Annotated in this window: 12 protein-coding genes; 9 read left to right on the top strand and 3 right to left on the bottom strand. The window is 52.1% G+C overall.

The annotated features are described in order from the left end of the window. Positions 1-19: 19 nt before the first annotated feature. From H6F94_RS30325 to H6F94_RS30285, 9 genes are all read left to right on the top strand, one after another. Positions 20-2,998: a peptidase domain-containing ABC transporter gene (locus H6F94_RS30325; RefSeq protein WP_190806032.1), complete on the top strand. Its 2,979-nt coding sequence runs from the start codon at positions 20-22 to the stop codon at positions 2,996-2,998. Positions 2,999-3,040: 42 nt separating this feature from the next. Next, positions 3,041-4,570 carry a beta-barrel domain-containing protein gene (locus H6F94_RS30320; protein ID WP_242041517.1) on the top strand — a complete coding sequence of 510 codons (1,530 nt, stop codon included), beginning with the start codon at positions 3,041-3,043 and terminating at the stop codon, positions 4,568-4,570. A 262-nt stretch (positions 4,571-4,832) separates the two neighbouring features. Then, complete coding sequence (locus H6F94_RS30315) at positions 4,833-5,627, top strand: peptidylprolyl isomerase (RefSeq protein ID WP_242041516.1); 795 nt, start codon at positions 4,833-4,835, stop codon at positions 5,625-5,627. Positions 5,628-5,732: 105 nt separating this feature from the next. Then, entirely contained in the window at positions 5,733-8,231 is a 2,499-nt protein-coding gene (locus H6F94_RS30310; protein ID WP_190806031.1) for a glycosyltransferase family 39 protein, read from the top strand. Between the two features lie 9 nt (positions 8,232-8,240). After that, the gene (locus H6F94_RS30305; protein WP_190806030.1) at positions 8,241-9,101 is read left to right on the top strand and encodes a shikimate dehydrogenase; all 861 of its coding nucleotides are present in this window, start codon (positions 8,241-8,243) and stop codon (positions 9,099-9,101) included. Positions 9,102-9,189: 88 nt separating this feature from the next. Further along, the gene (locus tag H6F94_RS30300) at positions 9,190-9,381 is read left to right on the top strand and encodes an NAD(P)H dehydrogenase subunit NdhS (protein WP_242041515.1); all 192 of its coding nucleotides are present in this window, start codon (positions 9,190-9,192) and stop codon (positions 9,379-9,381) included. A 13-nt stretch (positions 9,382-9,394) separates the two neighbouring features. Beyond that, positions 9,395-9,784 carry a RidA family protein gene (locus tag H6F94_RS30295; protein WP_190806028.1) on the top strand — a complete coding sequence of 130 codons (390 nt, stop codon included), beginning with the start codon at positions 9,395-9,397 and terminating at the stop codon, positions 9,782-9,784. 6 nt (positions 9,785-9,790) lie between these two features. Beyond that, positions 9,791-10,126, top strand: a complete 336-nt coding sequence (locus H6F94_RS33385; RefSeq protein WP_190806027.1) for a DUF565 domain-containing protein — start codon at positions 9,791-9,793, stop codon at positions 10,124-10,126. Positions 10,127-10,527: 401 nt separating this feature from the next. After that, positions 10,528-10,854 (top strand): hypothetical protein, encoded by a 327-nt coding sequence (locus H6F94_RS30285; protein ID WP_190806026.1) that lies wholly within the window; start codon positions 10,528-10,530, stop codon positions 10,852-10,854. A gap of 26 nt (positions 10,855-10,880) precedes the next feature. Here H6F94_RS30285 and H6F94_RS30280 read toward each other — a convergent pair whose 3' ends face one another. The 3 genes from H6F94_RS30280 to H6F94_RS30270 form a co-directional block, all read right to left on the bottom strand. Continuing rightward, positions 10,881-12,554: a DUF3685 domain-containing protein gene (locus H6F94_RS30280; RefSeq protein WP_190806025.1), complete on the bottom strand. Its 1,674-nt coding sequence runs from the start codon at positions 12,552-12,554 to the stop codon at positions 10,881-10,883. Between the two features lie 67 nt (positions 12,555-12,621). After that, on the bottom strand, positions 12,622-13,851 hold the full coding sequence (locus H6F94_RS30275) for a type II secretion system F family protein (RefSeq protein ID WP_190806024.1): 1,230 nt from the start codon (positions 13,849-13,851) through the stop codon (positions 12,622-12,624). A 144-nt stretch (positions 13,852-13,995) separates the two neighbouring features. After that, on the bottom strand, positions 13,996-15,132 hold the full coding sequence (locus H6F94_RS30270; RefSeq protein WP_524537858.1) for a type IV pilus twitching motility protein PilT: 1,137 nt from the start codon (positions 15,130-15,132) through the stop codon (positions 13,996-13,998). Positions 15,133-15,202: the final 70 nt, after the last annotated feature.

The raw sequence follows: 15,202 nt of genomic DNA, 5'->3' as shown, positions 1-15,202 counted from the left end.
CTGAGGCATTGCGCCCCCAATGACCTACACTCCAACCACAGTTCAAGAATTTCTGGCAGAACTGCCGACCTTTGGTCAACTGCCCTCTGCGGTTCTGAACCGCTTATCAGAACGCTTTCAATTACTGCGCTACCGCATGGGTCAGGCGATCCTGGTGCGGGAAAAGATGCCCACTCAAGTTTCAATCCTTTATCAAGGGCAGGCGCGGCTCTTGGGCTATGACCCTCGGCTTCAGGCTCCCAGCACCTTGAAATTATTGGGGCCTGGCGAAGTATTGGGCTGGGTTGGGTTAGTACGAGGGGTCCCTTGCGAGACGGCCATTGCCTCAACAGAAACGGTTTGTCTCACGCTACCCGCAGCAGATTTTCTAGCATTGCTGTCTGAAGAGCCGCTGCTCGCTAAAGCCTTCTGTGAGCACTGCGGCCTGGTTGAGGTCTTTGATCTGTTAGGAGCAGAGTTGCAGCGGCGTGCTGATGGCACTGCCGATCTCAAAGCTCTGACCCTGCGGATCTTTCCAGAAGCTCTCACGCTAAACCTGACAGCTGAACAGGGATCACTCAGGCAGTTGGATCCCGATCGCTTGTGGTTAGTCAGCAGTAGCAATCTGACTCAGTATCCAGTCGGTAGCCGCGTAGCTCCTGATGCGTTTCAGTCTCTCAGAGACCACACCTCTGGTCCGGTTCGGCTCATTGGCTTCCAAGAGCCTAATCAGTTCCTGAATCCTAGCCCTCCGTCTAATTCCCAAGGCTATTCCAGTAGTGGCAATGGCCTGGTTTTAGATGCGGATACAGATATTCCCTTCGCTCCAGATCGACCACCGGAGCCAGAAATCGAAGCTTCTGGTAAGCCAGCCAAGTACCCATACATTCATGGTCGGGGACCTCTAGACGCGACTCTGGCTTGCTTTCAGATGCTCTGTCTGCACCTGGGTTTGCCTTTCCGCCGGGATATGATCCGCAAGGTTGTTGTCAACCAGATGGAGCGATCGGGCAGCGTTTCCCTACAACTTTGCGGCGGTGTCGCTGAGCTAATTGGCTTGAATGCTCAACTAGCTAATGTGCCTGCCTCGGCCATTAGTCGTCTGCAAACTCCAGCCCTAGTTCGCTGGCAGGATAGCTTTGCGATTCTCTACGAAGTCAGTGAAAAAGAAGTCGTGCTAGCCTCGCCGGAAACAGGGTTGCGACGACCTAAAACGGCGGAGTTTTTGCGCAACTGGGGTGAGGAAGGCGAAGTCCTGCTGCTCAAAGTCACCGAGAGCACCCCGAAGAAGCGCTTTAGCTTGAGCTGGTTTCTACCGTCTCTATACCGCTATCGTCGGGTTCTGTCGGAAGTTCTTTTGGCCTCTTTCTTTGTGCAACTGTTCGGCCTTGCTAACCCTTTGATGACGCAAATCATCATTGATAAGGTTCTGGTGCAGAACAGCGTAGGTACTCTGAATGTATTGGGCGTCATTCTGGTACTCATGGCAGTTTTCGAGGCGGTTCTGACTGCTTTACGAACTTATTTGTTTGTAGACACAACGAACCGTATTGACCTAGCCTTGGGCTCGGAAATTATCGATCACTTATTGCGTCTGCCACTGCGCTACTTTGAACGGCGACCAGTGGGTGAATTGGGCACCCGAATCAACGAGCTAGAAAACATCCGCCAGTTTCTCACCGGTACTGCGTTGACTGTCGTACTAGACGCCATTTTTTCGGTGATCTACATCGTGGTTATGGTGATTTACAGCTGGTTGCTGACGATTGTGGCCTTAGCAACGGTGCCGCTATTCGCCCTGTTGACGGCGGTGGTGGCTCCCATTGTGCGTCAGCAACTTCGCTCTAAAGCAGAGCGTAATGCCGAAACGCAGTCTTACTTAGTAGAAGTTCTGTCTGGCATCCAAACTGTCAAAGCGCAAAATATTGAGCTACGCTCGCGCTGGCAATGGCAGGAGCGCTATGCCCGTTACGTTAGCGCCGGTTTCCAAACAGTTTTGACCTCTACAACAGCGAGTTCAATTAGCGGTTTTCTCAATAAACTGTCTGGCCTACTGCTGTTGTGGGTCGGCGCTTATTTGGTGCTAGATGGCAAGCTGACCCTGGGCCAGCTCATTGCCTTCCGCATTATCGCCGGTTACACCACCAGTCCCCTGCTGCGATTGGTTCAACTGTGGCAAAACTTCCAGGAAACTGCGCTGTCTCTAGAGCGTCTGAGCGACATTATCGACACGCCCCAAGAGGCGGATGAATTAGACCGACGCAACATTCCCATGCCCTCAATTCAGGGGGCGGTTAAGTACGAGGATGTTTCCTTCCGCTTTAACAATACTGGCGCCCCACAACTGATTAACATCAACGTTGAGTTTCCTGCCGGGGTTTTCGTTGGCATTGTTGGCCAAAGTGGATCTGGTAAGAGCACGTTAATGAAGCTTTTGCAGAGGCTTTATGAGCCGAACTCGGGCCGCATTCTAATCGATGGCTACGATATTAGTAAGGTAGAACTCTACTCACTGCGTCGCCAAGTCGGCATGGTTTTGCAGGACACTCTGCTATTTGATGGCACGATTCAGGACAACATTGCCCTGACCAATCCTGACGCCACCTCAGAAGAGATTATCGAAGCAGCAAGAATTGCTTTCGCTCACGATTTCATCATGTCCTTGCCCAATGGTTACAACACTCGTGTGGGTGAGCGTGGCTCAGCGCTATCGGGGGGACAAAGGCAGCGGATTGCAATTGCTCGAACCGTTCTACAGAACCCCCGTCTGCTGGTTCTAGACGAGGCGACTAGCGCGTTGGACTACCATGCTGAACGGCAAGTTTGTCTGAACTTAGCTGAAGCCTCCCGTGACCGCACCGTATTTTTCATTACGCACCGGTTAACCACAATCAAAAATGCCGATGTGATTCTGATGATGGATCAGGGAGCTGTGGTAGAGCAGGGCTCCCATGAAGAATTAATGGCACTTAGAGGGCGCTATTACTGTCTCTACCAGCAGCAAGAAGCACAACTTTGATTAATTCCTGGTCAGCAGATTCCTTTAGCCAATTTCTCTAAGATGATGGATCAGCAAAACGGCTCCAACTCTAAGCAAGTCCTTACCCCTAATGGGACTGCTAAACCGGCGAAAAAAGCTCCTCCGAGTTTCGACCGAACTGTAATTTTGCAGCAATCACCCAATTGGTCTCGGGGTATCGCCTGGGTACTGATGGGTGTTACAGCCTCTGTGCTGATCTGGGCGAGCGTTGCCCAGATTGAAGAAGCGGTTCCGGCTGCAGGCAAGCTTGAGCCGACAGGTGCAGTCAAAGAGATACAAGCACCTGTCGGGGGTGTTGTCTCAGGCATCCTGGTTGAAGATGGCCAGAAAGTGAAGAAAGGGGATTTGTTGCTCACTCTAGATCCCACAGTTGCCGAGGCGCAGCAGTCATCCTCTAACAAAATTCGCAACGCCTTAACTCAAGAGAATGCCTATTATCGGTCACAGATGGGGGGCTCAGGCTCTCTGGCGATGGCTGAGCAGGAAGCGCGACGGCTCAAGCTGCCCCCTGAGCTAGTGTCATTGACGAAAAGCCGGGTCGCTTTGAATGCCGAGAATCGGCTGTACCGAGCCCAACTAGCTGGCTCTTCCAAGGGCAGTGATTTTACGCCTGAGCAACAGGCCTTCCTGCAATCCAGTCAAGCTGAATCAAACTCTCGGGTCGCTTCAGCTGAATCAGAAGTCAGTCAAGCCCAGAGCCAATTAATTCAGAACCGGGGACAGCTCAACAGCGCTCGAGATGTTTTGAAAATGAATCAAAAGATCTTGACAGACCTTGAGCCTCTGGTGGAGCAAGGCGGTATTTCACGGGTTCAGTATGTGCGGCAGCAACAGGAAGTGCGGACTCGCCAAGCAGAGGTGGACCGCCTCACCGACGAACAACAACGCCTCCAGTTCGCTCTAGCTGGAGCGAAGGAAAAGCGAACTAATACCACAGCCCTCTCTACGAAGGATCTGCTGACTAAAATCTCCGACAACGAAAAACGCCTCGCCGAAATTGATAGTCAATTAACCAAAGCAATTGTTGAGAACGATAAACGGATTGCTGAAATTGATAGCCAACTCAGCCAGGCCCAATTGACCCTGCGTTATCAAGAATTGCGCGCTCCAGTTGATGGCACTGTCTTCGATCTCAAAGCCCATACCCCTGGCTTTGTTACCAATTCCAGTGAGCCGGTTCTTAAGATTGTGCCTGCCGACGCGCTGACAGCAAAGGTCTACATTACCAATCGAGACATTGGTTTTGTGCATGAGGGTATGGATGCTGATGTTCGCATTGACTCTTTCCCCTTCAGCGAGTTTGGAGATGTTAAAGGGAAATTAGTCTGGATTGGTTCCGATGCCCTGCCTCCAGATCAGATTCGTAATTTTTACAGCTTCCCTGCCAAAGTTCAGTTAGAGAAGCAGTCACTCTCGATCAATGGGCGCGATGTCTCCCTGCAATCAGGGATGTCGGTGAGTGCTAACATCCGTTTGCGTAAGCGTACTGTACTAAGCATCTTCACTGATCTGTTCTCGCGCCAGACTGATAGCTTCAAATTTGTGCGCTGATTTGTGTGCAGATGTGGGACTGACCGGCTGAGGCAACTGTAGCTTTAATCTGTTTGCCAGTTCATAGGTGGCTAGCAGCTTAGCTACTGAGGTAGAAACCTGGGTATAACCAAAAGGAAACCTAGCTGAAACCCAGCTGAAACCAAGGGAAAACTTTATAGAACTAGGCAGTTCTCCCATAGCTGCCTAGCTGCTAATTTGCTAGTCTCAGCTTAGTGGCCCTTAGAGTAACCCCAGGTTTGGGAACTCAGGGTGCTGAGTGATGTTCGCAACTCCCGTGCCCGTCCCCGTCCATCCCTTAGCAATGACCCCTGTCCTACAAGTCAATAGCCGTACCGTTACTGCTGAAGAGATTGTGCCATTGCTGGCGAGCTACCAGATGTTGCCTCGCCTGCTAAGAGAAATCGTGATCGATCAGGCCATCGAGCCTTTCTCTTGCACACCTGAAGAGACAGCTTTGGCTTGCCAACAGTTTGCTGAGCAGAACCAAATCACTTCAGAGGCGAGCCGTGAAGTTTGGCTGAAACGCTATGGCATGACGCCAAGCCAGCTAGAAGCCTTGGCTATTCGGAGCTTGCGGATCGAGAAGTTCAAACAGGCAATTTGGGGAACCAAGCTAGAGTCCTACTTTGTGCACCGGAAGCCTCAGCTTGACCGAGTTATCTACTCCTTACTTCGGGTTAAGGATCTGGGCATCGCTCAGGAATTGTACTTCCGTATTCAAGAAAGGGAACAGGCCTTCGCGGATCTGGCACGCGAATATTCGCAGGGACCAGAAGCTCAAACCGGAGGGCTCATCGGTCCTGCCGAACTCAGCACACCTCACCCGTCCCTGGCGCAAATGCTCAGCTCTGGCCAACCGGGACAGCTCTGGCCACCAACCCGATTGGGGGAGTGGTTCGTGCTGGTGCGCCTAGAAAAACTGCTGCCTGCCCAATTGGATGCGAGCATGGGTCAGCGTCTACTGAATGAGCTATACGAAACCTGGTTGCAGGAGCGACTTGCCCAAGTGAGTTCAGGGCGGCTTCAGAATTCCTTGTTAACCCCTACTGCCTGATGCCCCTTGGCCTCGTTCCTATCCTCTAGCGGACTCTGCCTCTCACAGTCCTAGAATGTGCAGGAAGTGAGCAGCTTTTGAGTGTGTGCTGTGGGGGATGGAGTAATGCAGTGGCTTGATCACCTGTTTGTTGGCCGCCGCAGGTACAAAGACCAGAGTAAACACTGGCCAACTTGGAAGCAGATTCCTCAAGCAAAGCGGGACTTTTGGCTGCTGCTTGGCATTGGCTTGCTCGGGATGCTGACCGAACGTCTATGGTTCTGGTTGGATCAGTCAGTACCATCCTGGGATCCATCTGAGCACTTTAATGGCTCCATGACTTATTGGAGCCTACTGGGGCGAGCTGAAATCACCTCTGGAGCCTGGTGGCGCGAGTTCTGGATGGCCTCGCCCAAGTATCCGCCTCTGCTGTATATTCTGACCGCTCCGTTCTATGCCCTATTTGGCACCGGTATTGACCAGGCAACGCTTGTAAACCTGCTGTTTGGGCTCATCTTGATGTGGGCAGTGTACAGTCTGGGTCAGCATCTGTTCAGCTCAACAGTTGGACTGTGGGCTGCGGTTCTGGTCTGGCTAACCCCACATCTGTACACTGCTCGAACCGAATTTCTGCTGGACTATCCGACGACAGCGCTAGTCACTCTGGCCCTGTATTACCTGACTCGCTGGCGTGATACCCATAAACTGGCTCAGCGTTGGGACTGGACCTTGGCGAGTGGGATCAGTATCGGTCTAGCCTTGCTCTGTAAGCAAACCGCTTTGCTATTTTTGCTGGTACCGCTGTTGTGGTTAGGCTTAGAGTCACTGACCCAACGTGCTTGGGGACGGTTTGGGCAATGGTTGATCAGCTTATGCACCGTGGGCTTAGTCTTGTGGCCTTGGTATCGCACCAACTGGTTGCTGATTTTGACTTCTAGCAATCGCGCCGTTATAGAGTCTGCCGCTTTAGAGGGTGATCCACCTCTGAACGCGCTGGCCGCCTGGACCTACTACGCAGCTAATTTGCCCCGGGCCCTGTCCTGGCCGCTACTGCTGGTCCCTCTAGTTGGCCTGTTGCTCTATATTTGGCGGGCTTGGCCGAGCTCACAGCAGAGACGTTCTCTCACCTGGTTAGGGGGGTGTTGGGCTGGCGCGTATTTGCTGTGTTCCGTGGTGGTTAACAAGGACAGTCGCTACATTCTGCCCTATCTGCCGCTGCTAATCGTGTTGCTGGCCTATGGTCTGAGCTTGTGGCCCCGGGCTCTTCTCGGGCGAATTGCTCGTTGGGGAACCTTGGCGTTAGCAAGCTGGTTAATGCTCACTAATCTGTTTCCAATTGGGGGAGGCTGGTTAGCTGGAGTCTTAAGTCCTGGCGCACGACATTGGCCTGACCTTAAAGGTGGCTGGCCTCCAGCGTCAGTGGTTGCAGCGGTGGCTCAGGCAGAGCCCTATCTCAGTGCCAATATTGGTGTTTTACCCAGCCTGCCCGGTCTCAATCAGGGCAATGTTAGCTACTATGGCGCGCTTGCTGATTTTCAGGTTTACGGACGCCAAGTGGGGGTTCAAGCTGCTTATATTCAACCGGATCTGAAAGCTCTTGACTGGTTAGTCACCAAAACAGGGGATCCAGGTTCTGTCCGCGACGCCTACCCGCTCGTGGTCAAAACATTAGAGGCTGACCCAGCTTTCCGGGTCATGCAAACCTGGTCTCTGCCCGACCAGAGCCAGCTCAAGCTTTTTCAACGTAAACAGCCAACTGTGCGGGTAATGCCTCTGCCTCAGGCTGTTAGCTCTGTTCAACTGGTTGACGTTGTGCTGCCTGATCGCGTGCCGCCCGGCAGTATCGTGCCTGTGACTTATCGTTGGCGAGGACCTTGGTCAGATTTAAAGTCAGGTCTAATGCTACTGGAGTGGCAGGGTGCTAACCAGGCCCGTTTGCTTCAGGATCATAGCCTTGGGCTAGGGCGACTATATGGTGAGCGCCGGGGTAGCTACGAGATTCAAGAAACGCTTGGCCTACAGGTTCCGAAACGCTTAGCGGCTGGCAATTATACCCTGAGTGCAACCTACCTGAACCGACAAGGAACTTGGCTTGAACGTCTGAAGTTACCTCCTATTCAAATCCGTGTGGATGCTACTGCGCCCGCTGTTGCCAACTCGCCAGCCCCTGATCTAGTCACTCAATTTCGCGCTCTGGCTGCCCAGTTACCTAGAGGAAGGTTAGAGCCTATTTTTACGGCAATCGCTCGCATCAGCCAATACGACCCGAACCAGGATTACGTGAATCAAGCAGCCCTTGCTGCCGCCTATCGATTGCAGCAAGAGCCTCAAAACTTGGCTTTGGCCTATCAATTGGCCCTGGCTCGTGTGTTGCAACGTCGGGCCCCTGAGGCAATCAAGGCATTCGAGCGGGTTGTCCGGCTCTCACCCCGCAATCCCTATGCCTATACCTATTTGGCATTTGTAAACCTCTATGACTTTCATCCCAGAGCTGCCGAACGCGCGTTGGTCATAGCCCGCAACTTGTCTCCCCAACTGCCAGAGGTTCGTACGCTGTCGGGCGTGGCAGCTCTTATGCAGGGTAATTTCAACCGAGCCTGGTCATATTTCCACTCAACTTCCTAAAGTAACCTCATGATCACTGGCAAAACTGCACTGTTAGGCATTGTGGGTCATCCCGTAGAGCACTCGCTGTCGCCCGCCATGCACAATGCTGCCCTAACGGAATTGGGATTGAATTGGGCGTACGTGCCTTTCCCTGTTGCACCCGAGCACTTAAAGAAGGCTGTTGAAGGTTTTGAAGCCATAGGCCTACGCGGCTTCAATGTAACCATTCCTCACAAGCAAGCAATTTTGTCCTACTTGAGCGAGATTTCACCCCTAGCTCAGGCTGTGGGGGCAGTCAACACAGTTAAGCGCACCTCGGCAGGCTGGAGCGGCACCAATACAGATGTTGAAGGCTTCATTGCTCCGTTGCGACAGCAGAGTTGGTTGGGAGCGGTAGCTGTGATTTTAGGCAACGGCGGTGCAGCACGGGCCGTGGTTGCTGGCTGCGGGGAGCTGGGTTTTGACGAAATTTGGGTGGTGGGCCGTGATGCTGGCAAGCTCAGCCAGTTTGCAGCGAGCTGGTCTGGCTCCAAGACCTTGCCCCCCAAAACTTTGAGAACTTGTGTCTGGGCAGATTTAAAATCGCTGTTGCCTCAAGCCAGTTTGCTAGTGAATACGACGCCAATCGGCATGCACCCACACACTGACGCTACGCCGCTGACTGCCTCAGAGTTAGACCAAACTCAGACGGCCCTAGTCTATGACCTGATCTACACGCCGCGCCCAACTCAGTTGCTACACCAGGCTCAGCAGCGTGGCCTGTCGATCCAGGATGGATTGGAGATGCTAGTTCAGCAGGGAGCGGCAGCGTTAACCTGGTGGACAGAGCGAACTGCACCTACAGCAACTATGCGACAGGCTGCTTTGAGGTGGCTGGATGCAGATTGAACTCGAACTGAACCCAGCTGGATTTTTGGGAGTAGGCTACACAATAGGCAAAGAAACGAGAATGACGATCATGGATGGGAAAATAATCATGCCCGGCTCCGCTGTTCGGGTCACCAACCTGGGTGACACCTACTACGGCTTCGAAGGGCTAGTGCAGCGCGTTACTGATGGTCACGCTGCCGTTATCTTCGGCGGCGGTAACTGGACCAAAATGATCAGCTTCCGACTCTCAGAGCTAGAGACGGTAGATGCGACTGCTGGGCGGAAAAAGAAAAAGTAGATCCTGAGTGTGTATGTCTCGCGAAGTCGTCTTTACTGCCAATGCCCCTGCTCCAGTTGGGCCTTATAGCCAAGCCATTGAGGCAACCGGTAGAATGCTGTTTCTATCGGGTCAGATCCCGCTTGACCCAGCGACTGGGCAGTTAGTCAATGGTGACATCACCACTCAAACCACTCGAGTGCTGGACAATCTCAAGGCGGTCTTGAGTGCTGCGGGTGCTTCATTAGCAGACGTGGTGAAGACGACGGTTTTTCTGGCCGACATGGAGCAATTCAATGCAATGAACGGGGTCTATAAGCAGTATTTTCCTGAGGAAACGGCCCCAGCTCGCTCCTGCGTTCAGGTTGCCCGTTTGCCCAAGGATGTGGCGGTAGAGATTGAGTGCATCGCCATGCGCTCTTAGGATCCCGTGACCCAAGACACCCGTCTCAGCACGCTTGTTGATGCTCTCCTAGATTATTTGGAGGGCATCTTTCGCAATCCTTGGCGGCGTCTACTGGTGCTGCTGCTGTCGCTGTTGTTGGGAGCTTTTTTAGGGCACAACATACCCGCGCTGACTGGGGCACGCTCTTTTTTGGATGAGTTCGTTGCTTTGGGAATCGTAATCTCTACTGAGTTGATTAACTGGATTGTCCATGCGAACTTTCTAGGCTTGAGAAACACCTTTCTCTCGTCTGCCCTCAACGCCTTGAAATTGGGCTTAGAGTTTGCCCTAGCAGTTGAAGCCTGTAAGCTGGGAAGTTAGCACATCAATTGGGCTAGCTTGCGGACCTCTGAACTTGGGAGCTGAATTTCTTGTGTTTCTCTCCGCATTCTCACCGGCTTTAAGCTGTGGGAACTGCTTGCTCTTGTAATTGCTTCAAAAAAAATAGAGCGGGGATTAGCAAATTCACCTAGTTCGAGTTTTTAAAGGAATTGTAAAAGAACTTTCAACAATGGATGAACCTGTATTTTCCGCAGGTGTTCTGGGTACTGAGGGCAGCAAAAATAGCAACCCTACGGAGCCGAACCGTAGTTTGCCCTGATAAGTTGTTAGTAGACGACTAGTAGTGGTCTGGAGCCACCACTTCTAATTGACCAGCAAAATTACCATGGCTTTGAGTAATCAAGGCTTAATTTGGTTCTCTAATCTCTCGCGAGTCGAACATGCTGCCAACCGTTATCCCTGAGCAACTAGTCCGTCCATTTAGCTTCTATCATGAGGGCAAAATGCAGGGGGGAATGTCTCATGGTAACCAGCTGTATTGGCTTGTCTGCTCGTTCGAGATGCAGAAACGAGCCGGGGCTTACAATCTAGGCTGTAAGTTGGCGCATCAAGGCGGCCAAGTGATGATTACGGTATCATCCTCTCAATACCGAGTATGGGCAGATATGCATTTGGCTGCTCAACTGCAGTCATTAGAGCGTAGATCTAGTCTAGAAAATGCAGCGAAACCTGAGCGTCAACCCGTCGCCCTTGGCAGCAGAGCCTAATTGAAGGCTTAAGCCCTCTACTAGGATTAGCTATTTTTGCGTGAGTTAGATTCTGAATTACGTAAAGAGTCGCCGATGCCTTGAAGAATGCCTTTGCCGACTAAACCCAAGCCTTTACCGAGAATCGTGAGCACATAAATCACGCCATTGCCAACGAAGGTTATAACAGCCCGTACACCAGGTCCCACAGCATCCCAGGTTTCTAGCGCAAGCGTAACTGTAGCCCCCAATCCAGAGAGTTGATTAAGCTCCTGGTCACGAGGCGAATAAATCTTAAAGCACTCGATACCAATTGGTTCAACTACTAATAACGGCAGACTGCTCTCAAACAGATTACGCGGTTCTACAAAATACTTTTCAAGACGATAGCGCCAAGTCAAGCGATTGCGAAAGCGCTCAATGTCACGAGTCGTGACTAGCTGTCGTCCGTAGAATTCTCGTTTGATCTCTGGCTCATGAGCGAACTGGTTCAACAAAGGAGCAATTACTGCACAAGCCAAGTGCAGTACCAAATTTTGTAATAGTACTTCTGCCCGCTGCTGAGCAATTGGCTCGTTGTAAGCGTAAGCTCGGTTATCAATGTTGAAACCAGTTCGCAGAACTAAGTGGGCTAACAGCTCTGGCACTAATGGTATCTGGTTGAGGTTCTCTCGCTCGACTCGCTCTGCTGATAGCAGCAGTGTTTCCGTGACTTCATAATTCAGTTCCTGACGCGGTAGGCTATAGTACCGCCCAAAGAAGTTGCGGGTTGACTCGCGCCAAACTGCTAATAGTAGCCGTGAGCGTTTCTGTTCTAAGTCAGTCAATCTTAGGTTGGCTGGAAGTTCACGGACAGTGTTTTCTAGAGTTCCTAGAACAGTTAAGAGCAATTCTCGCTGTTTATCCTCGCGCAGAATATCCAGCTCTAATGGTGTTCCAGTGCAATTTGTGAGGTTACTCCTTTGAAAGCGTAGAAATACGCGCTCAAACAGCGACACCGGAGTAGCAACTTGCAGGCTTGCTGGCGGCTGGATGACCAAGGGCGTGGATGGAGACGAAGGCAGGGTGGGAGGCTTCGCAGCAGGGCTGAGCGTGCCTAAAATAGATTGAATCAACCGTCGAGAAGCTCGCAATTCTCGCATACGACCCTGCAAAAATAAGCGCTGCGGCACTGATAAATTCGTAGAGCGTAGCTTGGCTTCCAAGCGATCCAACTCAGCCTGTAACTGAGTCAAACTGCTGCTAGTCAGCAAACCAGACCGCCAAGATTGAACTGTTGTGGCTAACCAACCACCTTTCCGCTGGCTTGACGCAGGTGCGAGTTCTGAAACAGATAGGGGCAGATCCCACCAAGTTTGTCCTCGTGCAACTTGTTGCGCCACTCTAAGCAGTCTGCCAGGGTCAGTTCCCTTAGAGCATTGGCCCTGAACTAACTGACGTACACGCGGCTGAGTTGGAGCGTCACTCAAAAGCAAAATGGGCAAATCAGGATAGCGGCTGCGCAACTCTTCACAGGTCAGAACTGCTTGGTCGCCTGCTCCCAGAATTGCCAGATCGGCAACCAGTTCGCCTAAAGGCGGTAAAAGCGCCAAGTCGCTGGTTTCGGCAATTACCTCGAAACCAGCGACTTGATTAAAGAGAGTGCGTAGACCTAAGAGGAAGATCGCATCACTCTCGATCAACACCAAACGTACGGTCTCACCAGGAGAGAAATCGGTCACAGTTAGGGCAGCAGGTTCACTCTCACCGCCCTAGATTGTATGCGCCCCAACCCCACTTCCACTTCGCTTAGCCCATCAAGTCGAAGATCTTGAACATCGGTAAGTACATTGCTACCAGAATGGAGCCGACCATACCGCCCAGTACGGCAATCATTATTGGTTCCATAATGCTGGTGAGAGCTTTCACTGTTTGCTCAATTTCATCATCGTAGAAATCAGCTACCTTCAAAAGCATCTTGTCCAGTTCGCCTGTTTCCTCACCGATGTTGATCATTTGTACTGCCATGACCGGAAAGACCTGCTCTTTCTGAATAGCAAGGCTGATCATGCCGCCTTCCTTGATTGAGCGACGGGCTTCATCGATTGCGTTGGCGATCACTTGGTTGCCTGAGGTGTCGCGCACAATCTCAAGGGCCGTCAGAATCGGTACCCCTGCGCCCGATAGGGCGCCAAAGGTACGGCAGAAGCGAGCCACAGCCGTTTTTTGAATTAAGTCACCAAACAGAGGTAGCTTAAGGGTCAAACGGTCAATGGTTTCCCGGCCTACGCGCGTATTGTAGTAACGCCTGTAAACGATGCTCAGACCGAACAGGACGAGAATCAGCCCCACAGAATACTGTGGCGTTCTTAAGAATACGCTGATGTTCATCATGAATTGGGTAAACGCTGGCAGTTCGCCGCCCAACTGCTTAAACACACCAGCAAAGGTTGGCAGAATGAATACCACCATTCCAATAAAAATTAGAACCGCCAGTGTACCCACAGTGGTTGGGTAAGCCATGGCTGACTTGATCTGGTTCTGCAAGCGGGCTTGGTCTTCTAAAAGCTTAGACAGACGGTTGAGCACTTCATCTAGTACACCGCCGACCTCGCCTGCTTGAACCATGCTGCAGTACAAACCATCAAACGCCTCCGGATGCTTGCGCATTGAGTCTGAGAGATTACTGCCCTGCTCTACATCCGAACGAATCTCGACTAGGCAGCCTTTAAGCTTGGGGTTCTCACACTGCTCTGCTAGAACGCCAAGCCCCCGCACCATGGAAACGCCTGCATTCACCAGCGCAGCAAACTGACGGGAGAAAACGGCCTTGTCTTTGACCGTGATCTTGGCCATCGCTGTACCGATCTGAGCCAAGTCAAAAGTGCTGGGGTCAAAAGCCTGTGCTTGCTTAAGGTCCAACACATAAAGGCCCCGCTCACGTAATACGCTGCGTGCTTCACTGGCAGACTCAGCGACGACGCGTTGCTTGGTAGAGTTGCCCTGAGAATCGCGGGCACGAGCGACATAGGTGGGCATAGGTCACAACCCGAGTTTCGGTGGATAGAGAAGAACTAATCAAGGTGTACGTCCTACAGAGGACCGCTGATACCATAGCTAGCGGAGAAATTAGGGGTTAGCCAGCGCTCAGACTGGCTAAGCAACGCAATACAATTCCTGAGCCTAAGCTCGTACGGGTGGCTTGGAGGTACCCTGCCCAGCCTTCGAATCAGTCGGCATTGCACCGCCCAGCATCCGTTGTAGTTCGTCAGGCCGAGAAGTCTTGGACATGGCTGAGTCAAACGAAATCTTCTTGGCTTTGTAAAGGTCTGCCAGCACCTTTTCCAGGGTTTGCATGCCCAGCTTAGCGCCAGTCTGAATCATGGAGTACATCTGCGAGGTCTTACCCTCCCGAATCAGGTTTGAGATTGCAGGGGTCACAATCATGATTTCCTGGGCCATAATCCGACCGTATTCTCCGGGTTTGGGGTTCAGCCTGGGAACCAGAGTCTGGGAAAACACTGCCACCAGCGAGTTGGACAACTGTACACGCACCTGCATCTGTTGCTCTGGCGGAAAAACGTCCACCATACGGTCAACCGTTTGCGCCGCAGAACTGGTGTGCAAGGTACCGAAAACCAAGTGACCCGTTTCTGCTGCTGAAATAGCTAACTGAATGGTTTCCAAATCCCGCATTTCGCCAACCAGAATGACATCTGGGTCTTCCCGTAAGGCGGCGCGTAGAGCGTTGGCAAAACTCTTAGTGTCCTCTCCGACCTGACGTTGGTGGACCAGACTCTTGATCGGTTCGTACACGAATTCGATCGGGTCTTCAATGGTCAGAATGTGCTCGGCCCGAGTTTTATTGATGTTATTGAGCATCGACGCCAGCGTTGTTGACTTACCTGAACCGGTGGGTCCGGTCACCAGGATCAAACCTCTAGGCTTCTCTGACATCTCGCGTACTACATCTGGCATCCCCAGCAATTCCATATCTGGAATCTTGGAAGATAGCGCTCGCAAACAGGCAGCATAGGTGCCCCGGTCCTTGTAAACATTCACCCGGAAGCGAGCTAAGCCACGCACCCCATAGGAACAATCCAACTCCCAGTTCTGCTCTAAGTTCTTGCGCTGAGTGTTGTTGAGCATCGAGAAGATCAGCCGTTGGCATTCCTCAGCCGTCAGCGGATCCCGGTCCGTTGGGGTTAGATGACCACTGATACGGATATAGGGGGGAAGACTGGTGGAAATGTGAATGTCAGAGCCGCCCTTCTCGACGCATTCTTCCATCAGGTCTTCGATCATGTAGTCCATAGCCATGGGCTTAGCGCTCCGTGTGATAGGTAGAAAATCTGCCGAAAGCTTGGGTAGTAATCAGGTAGGGGTGCGA

The organism is Leptolyngbya sp. FACHB-261 (genome assembly GCF_014696065.1).
Taxonomy (GTDB): Bacteria; Cyanobacteriota; Cyanobacteriia; order FACHB-261; family FACHB-261; genus FACHB-261.
The sequence above is the reverse complement of the archived record's forward strand: the minus strand, read 5'-3'. Positions and strand labels throughout refer to the sequence as shown.

What these genes read in the sequence shown, in the direction of transcription:
- H6F94_RS30325 (WP_190806032.1), top strand. Translation starts at nt 20, where the DNA reads ATGACCTACACTCCAACCACAGTTCAAGAATTTCTGGCAGAACTGCCG.
- H6F94_RS30320 (WP_242041517.1), top strand. Translation starts at nt 3,041, where the DNA reads ATGATGGATCAGCAAAACGGCTCCAACTCTAAGCAAGTCCTTACCCCT.
- H6F94_RS30315 (WP_242041516.1), top strand. Translation starts at nt 4,833, where the DNA reads ATGTTCGCAACTCCCGTGCCCGTCCCCGTCCATCCCTTAGCAATGACC.
- H6F94_RS30310 (WP_190806031.1), top strand. Translation starts at nt 5,733, where the DNA reads ATGCAGTGGCTTGATCACCTGTTTGTTGGCCGCCGCAGGTACAAAGAC.
- H6F94_RS30305 (WP_190806030.1), top strand. Translation starts at nt 8,241, where the DNA reads ATGATCACTGGCAAAACTGCACTGTTAGGCATTGTGGGTCATCCCGTA.
- H6F94_RS30300 (WP_242041515.1), top strand. Translation starts at nt 9,190, where the DNA reads ATGCCCGGCTCCGCTGTTCGGGTCACCAACCTGGGTGACACCTACTAC.
- H6F94_RS30295 (WP_190806028.1), top strand. Translation starts at nt 9,395, where the DNA reads ATGTCTCGCGAAGTCGTCTTTACTGCCAATGCCCCTGCTCCAGTTGGG.
- H6F94_RS30285 (WP_190806026.1), top strand. Translation starts at nt 10,528, where the DNA reads ATGCTGCCAACCGTTATCCCTGAGCAACTAGTCCGTCCATTTAGCTTC.
- H6F94_RS30275 (WP_190806024.1), bottom strand. Translation starts at nt 13,851, where the DNA reads ATGCCCACCTATGTCGCTCGTGCCCGCGATTCTCAGGGCAACTCTACC.
- H6F94_RS30270 (WP_524537858.1), bottom strand. Translation starts at nt 15,132, where the DNA reads ATGGCTATGGACTACATGATCGAAGACCTGATGGAAGAATGCGTCGAG.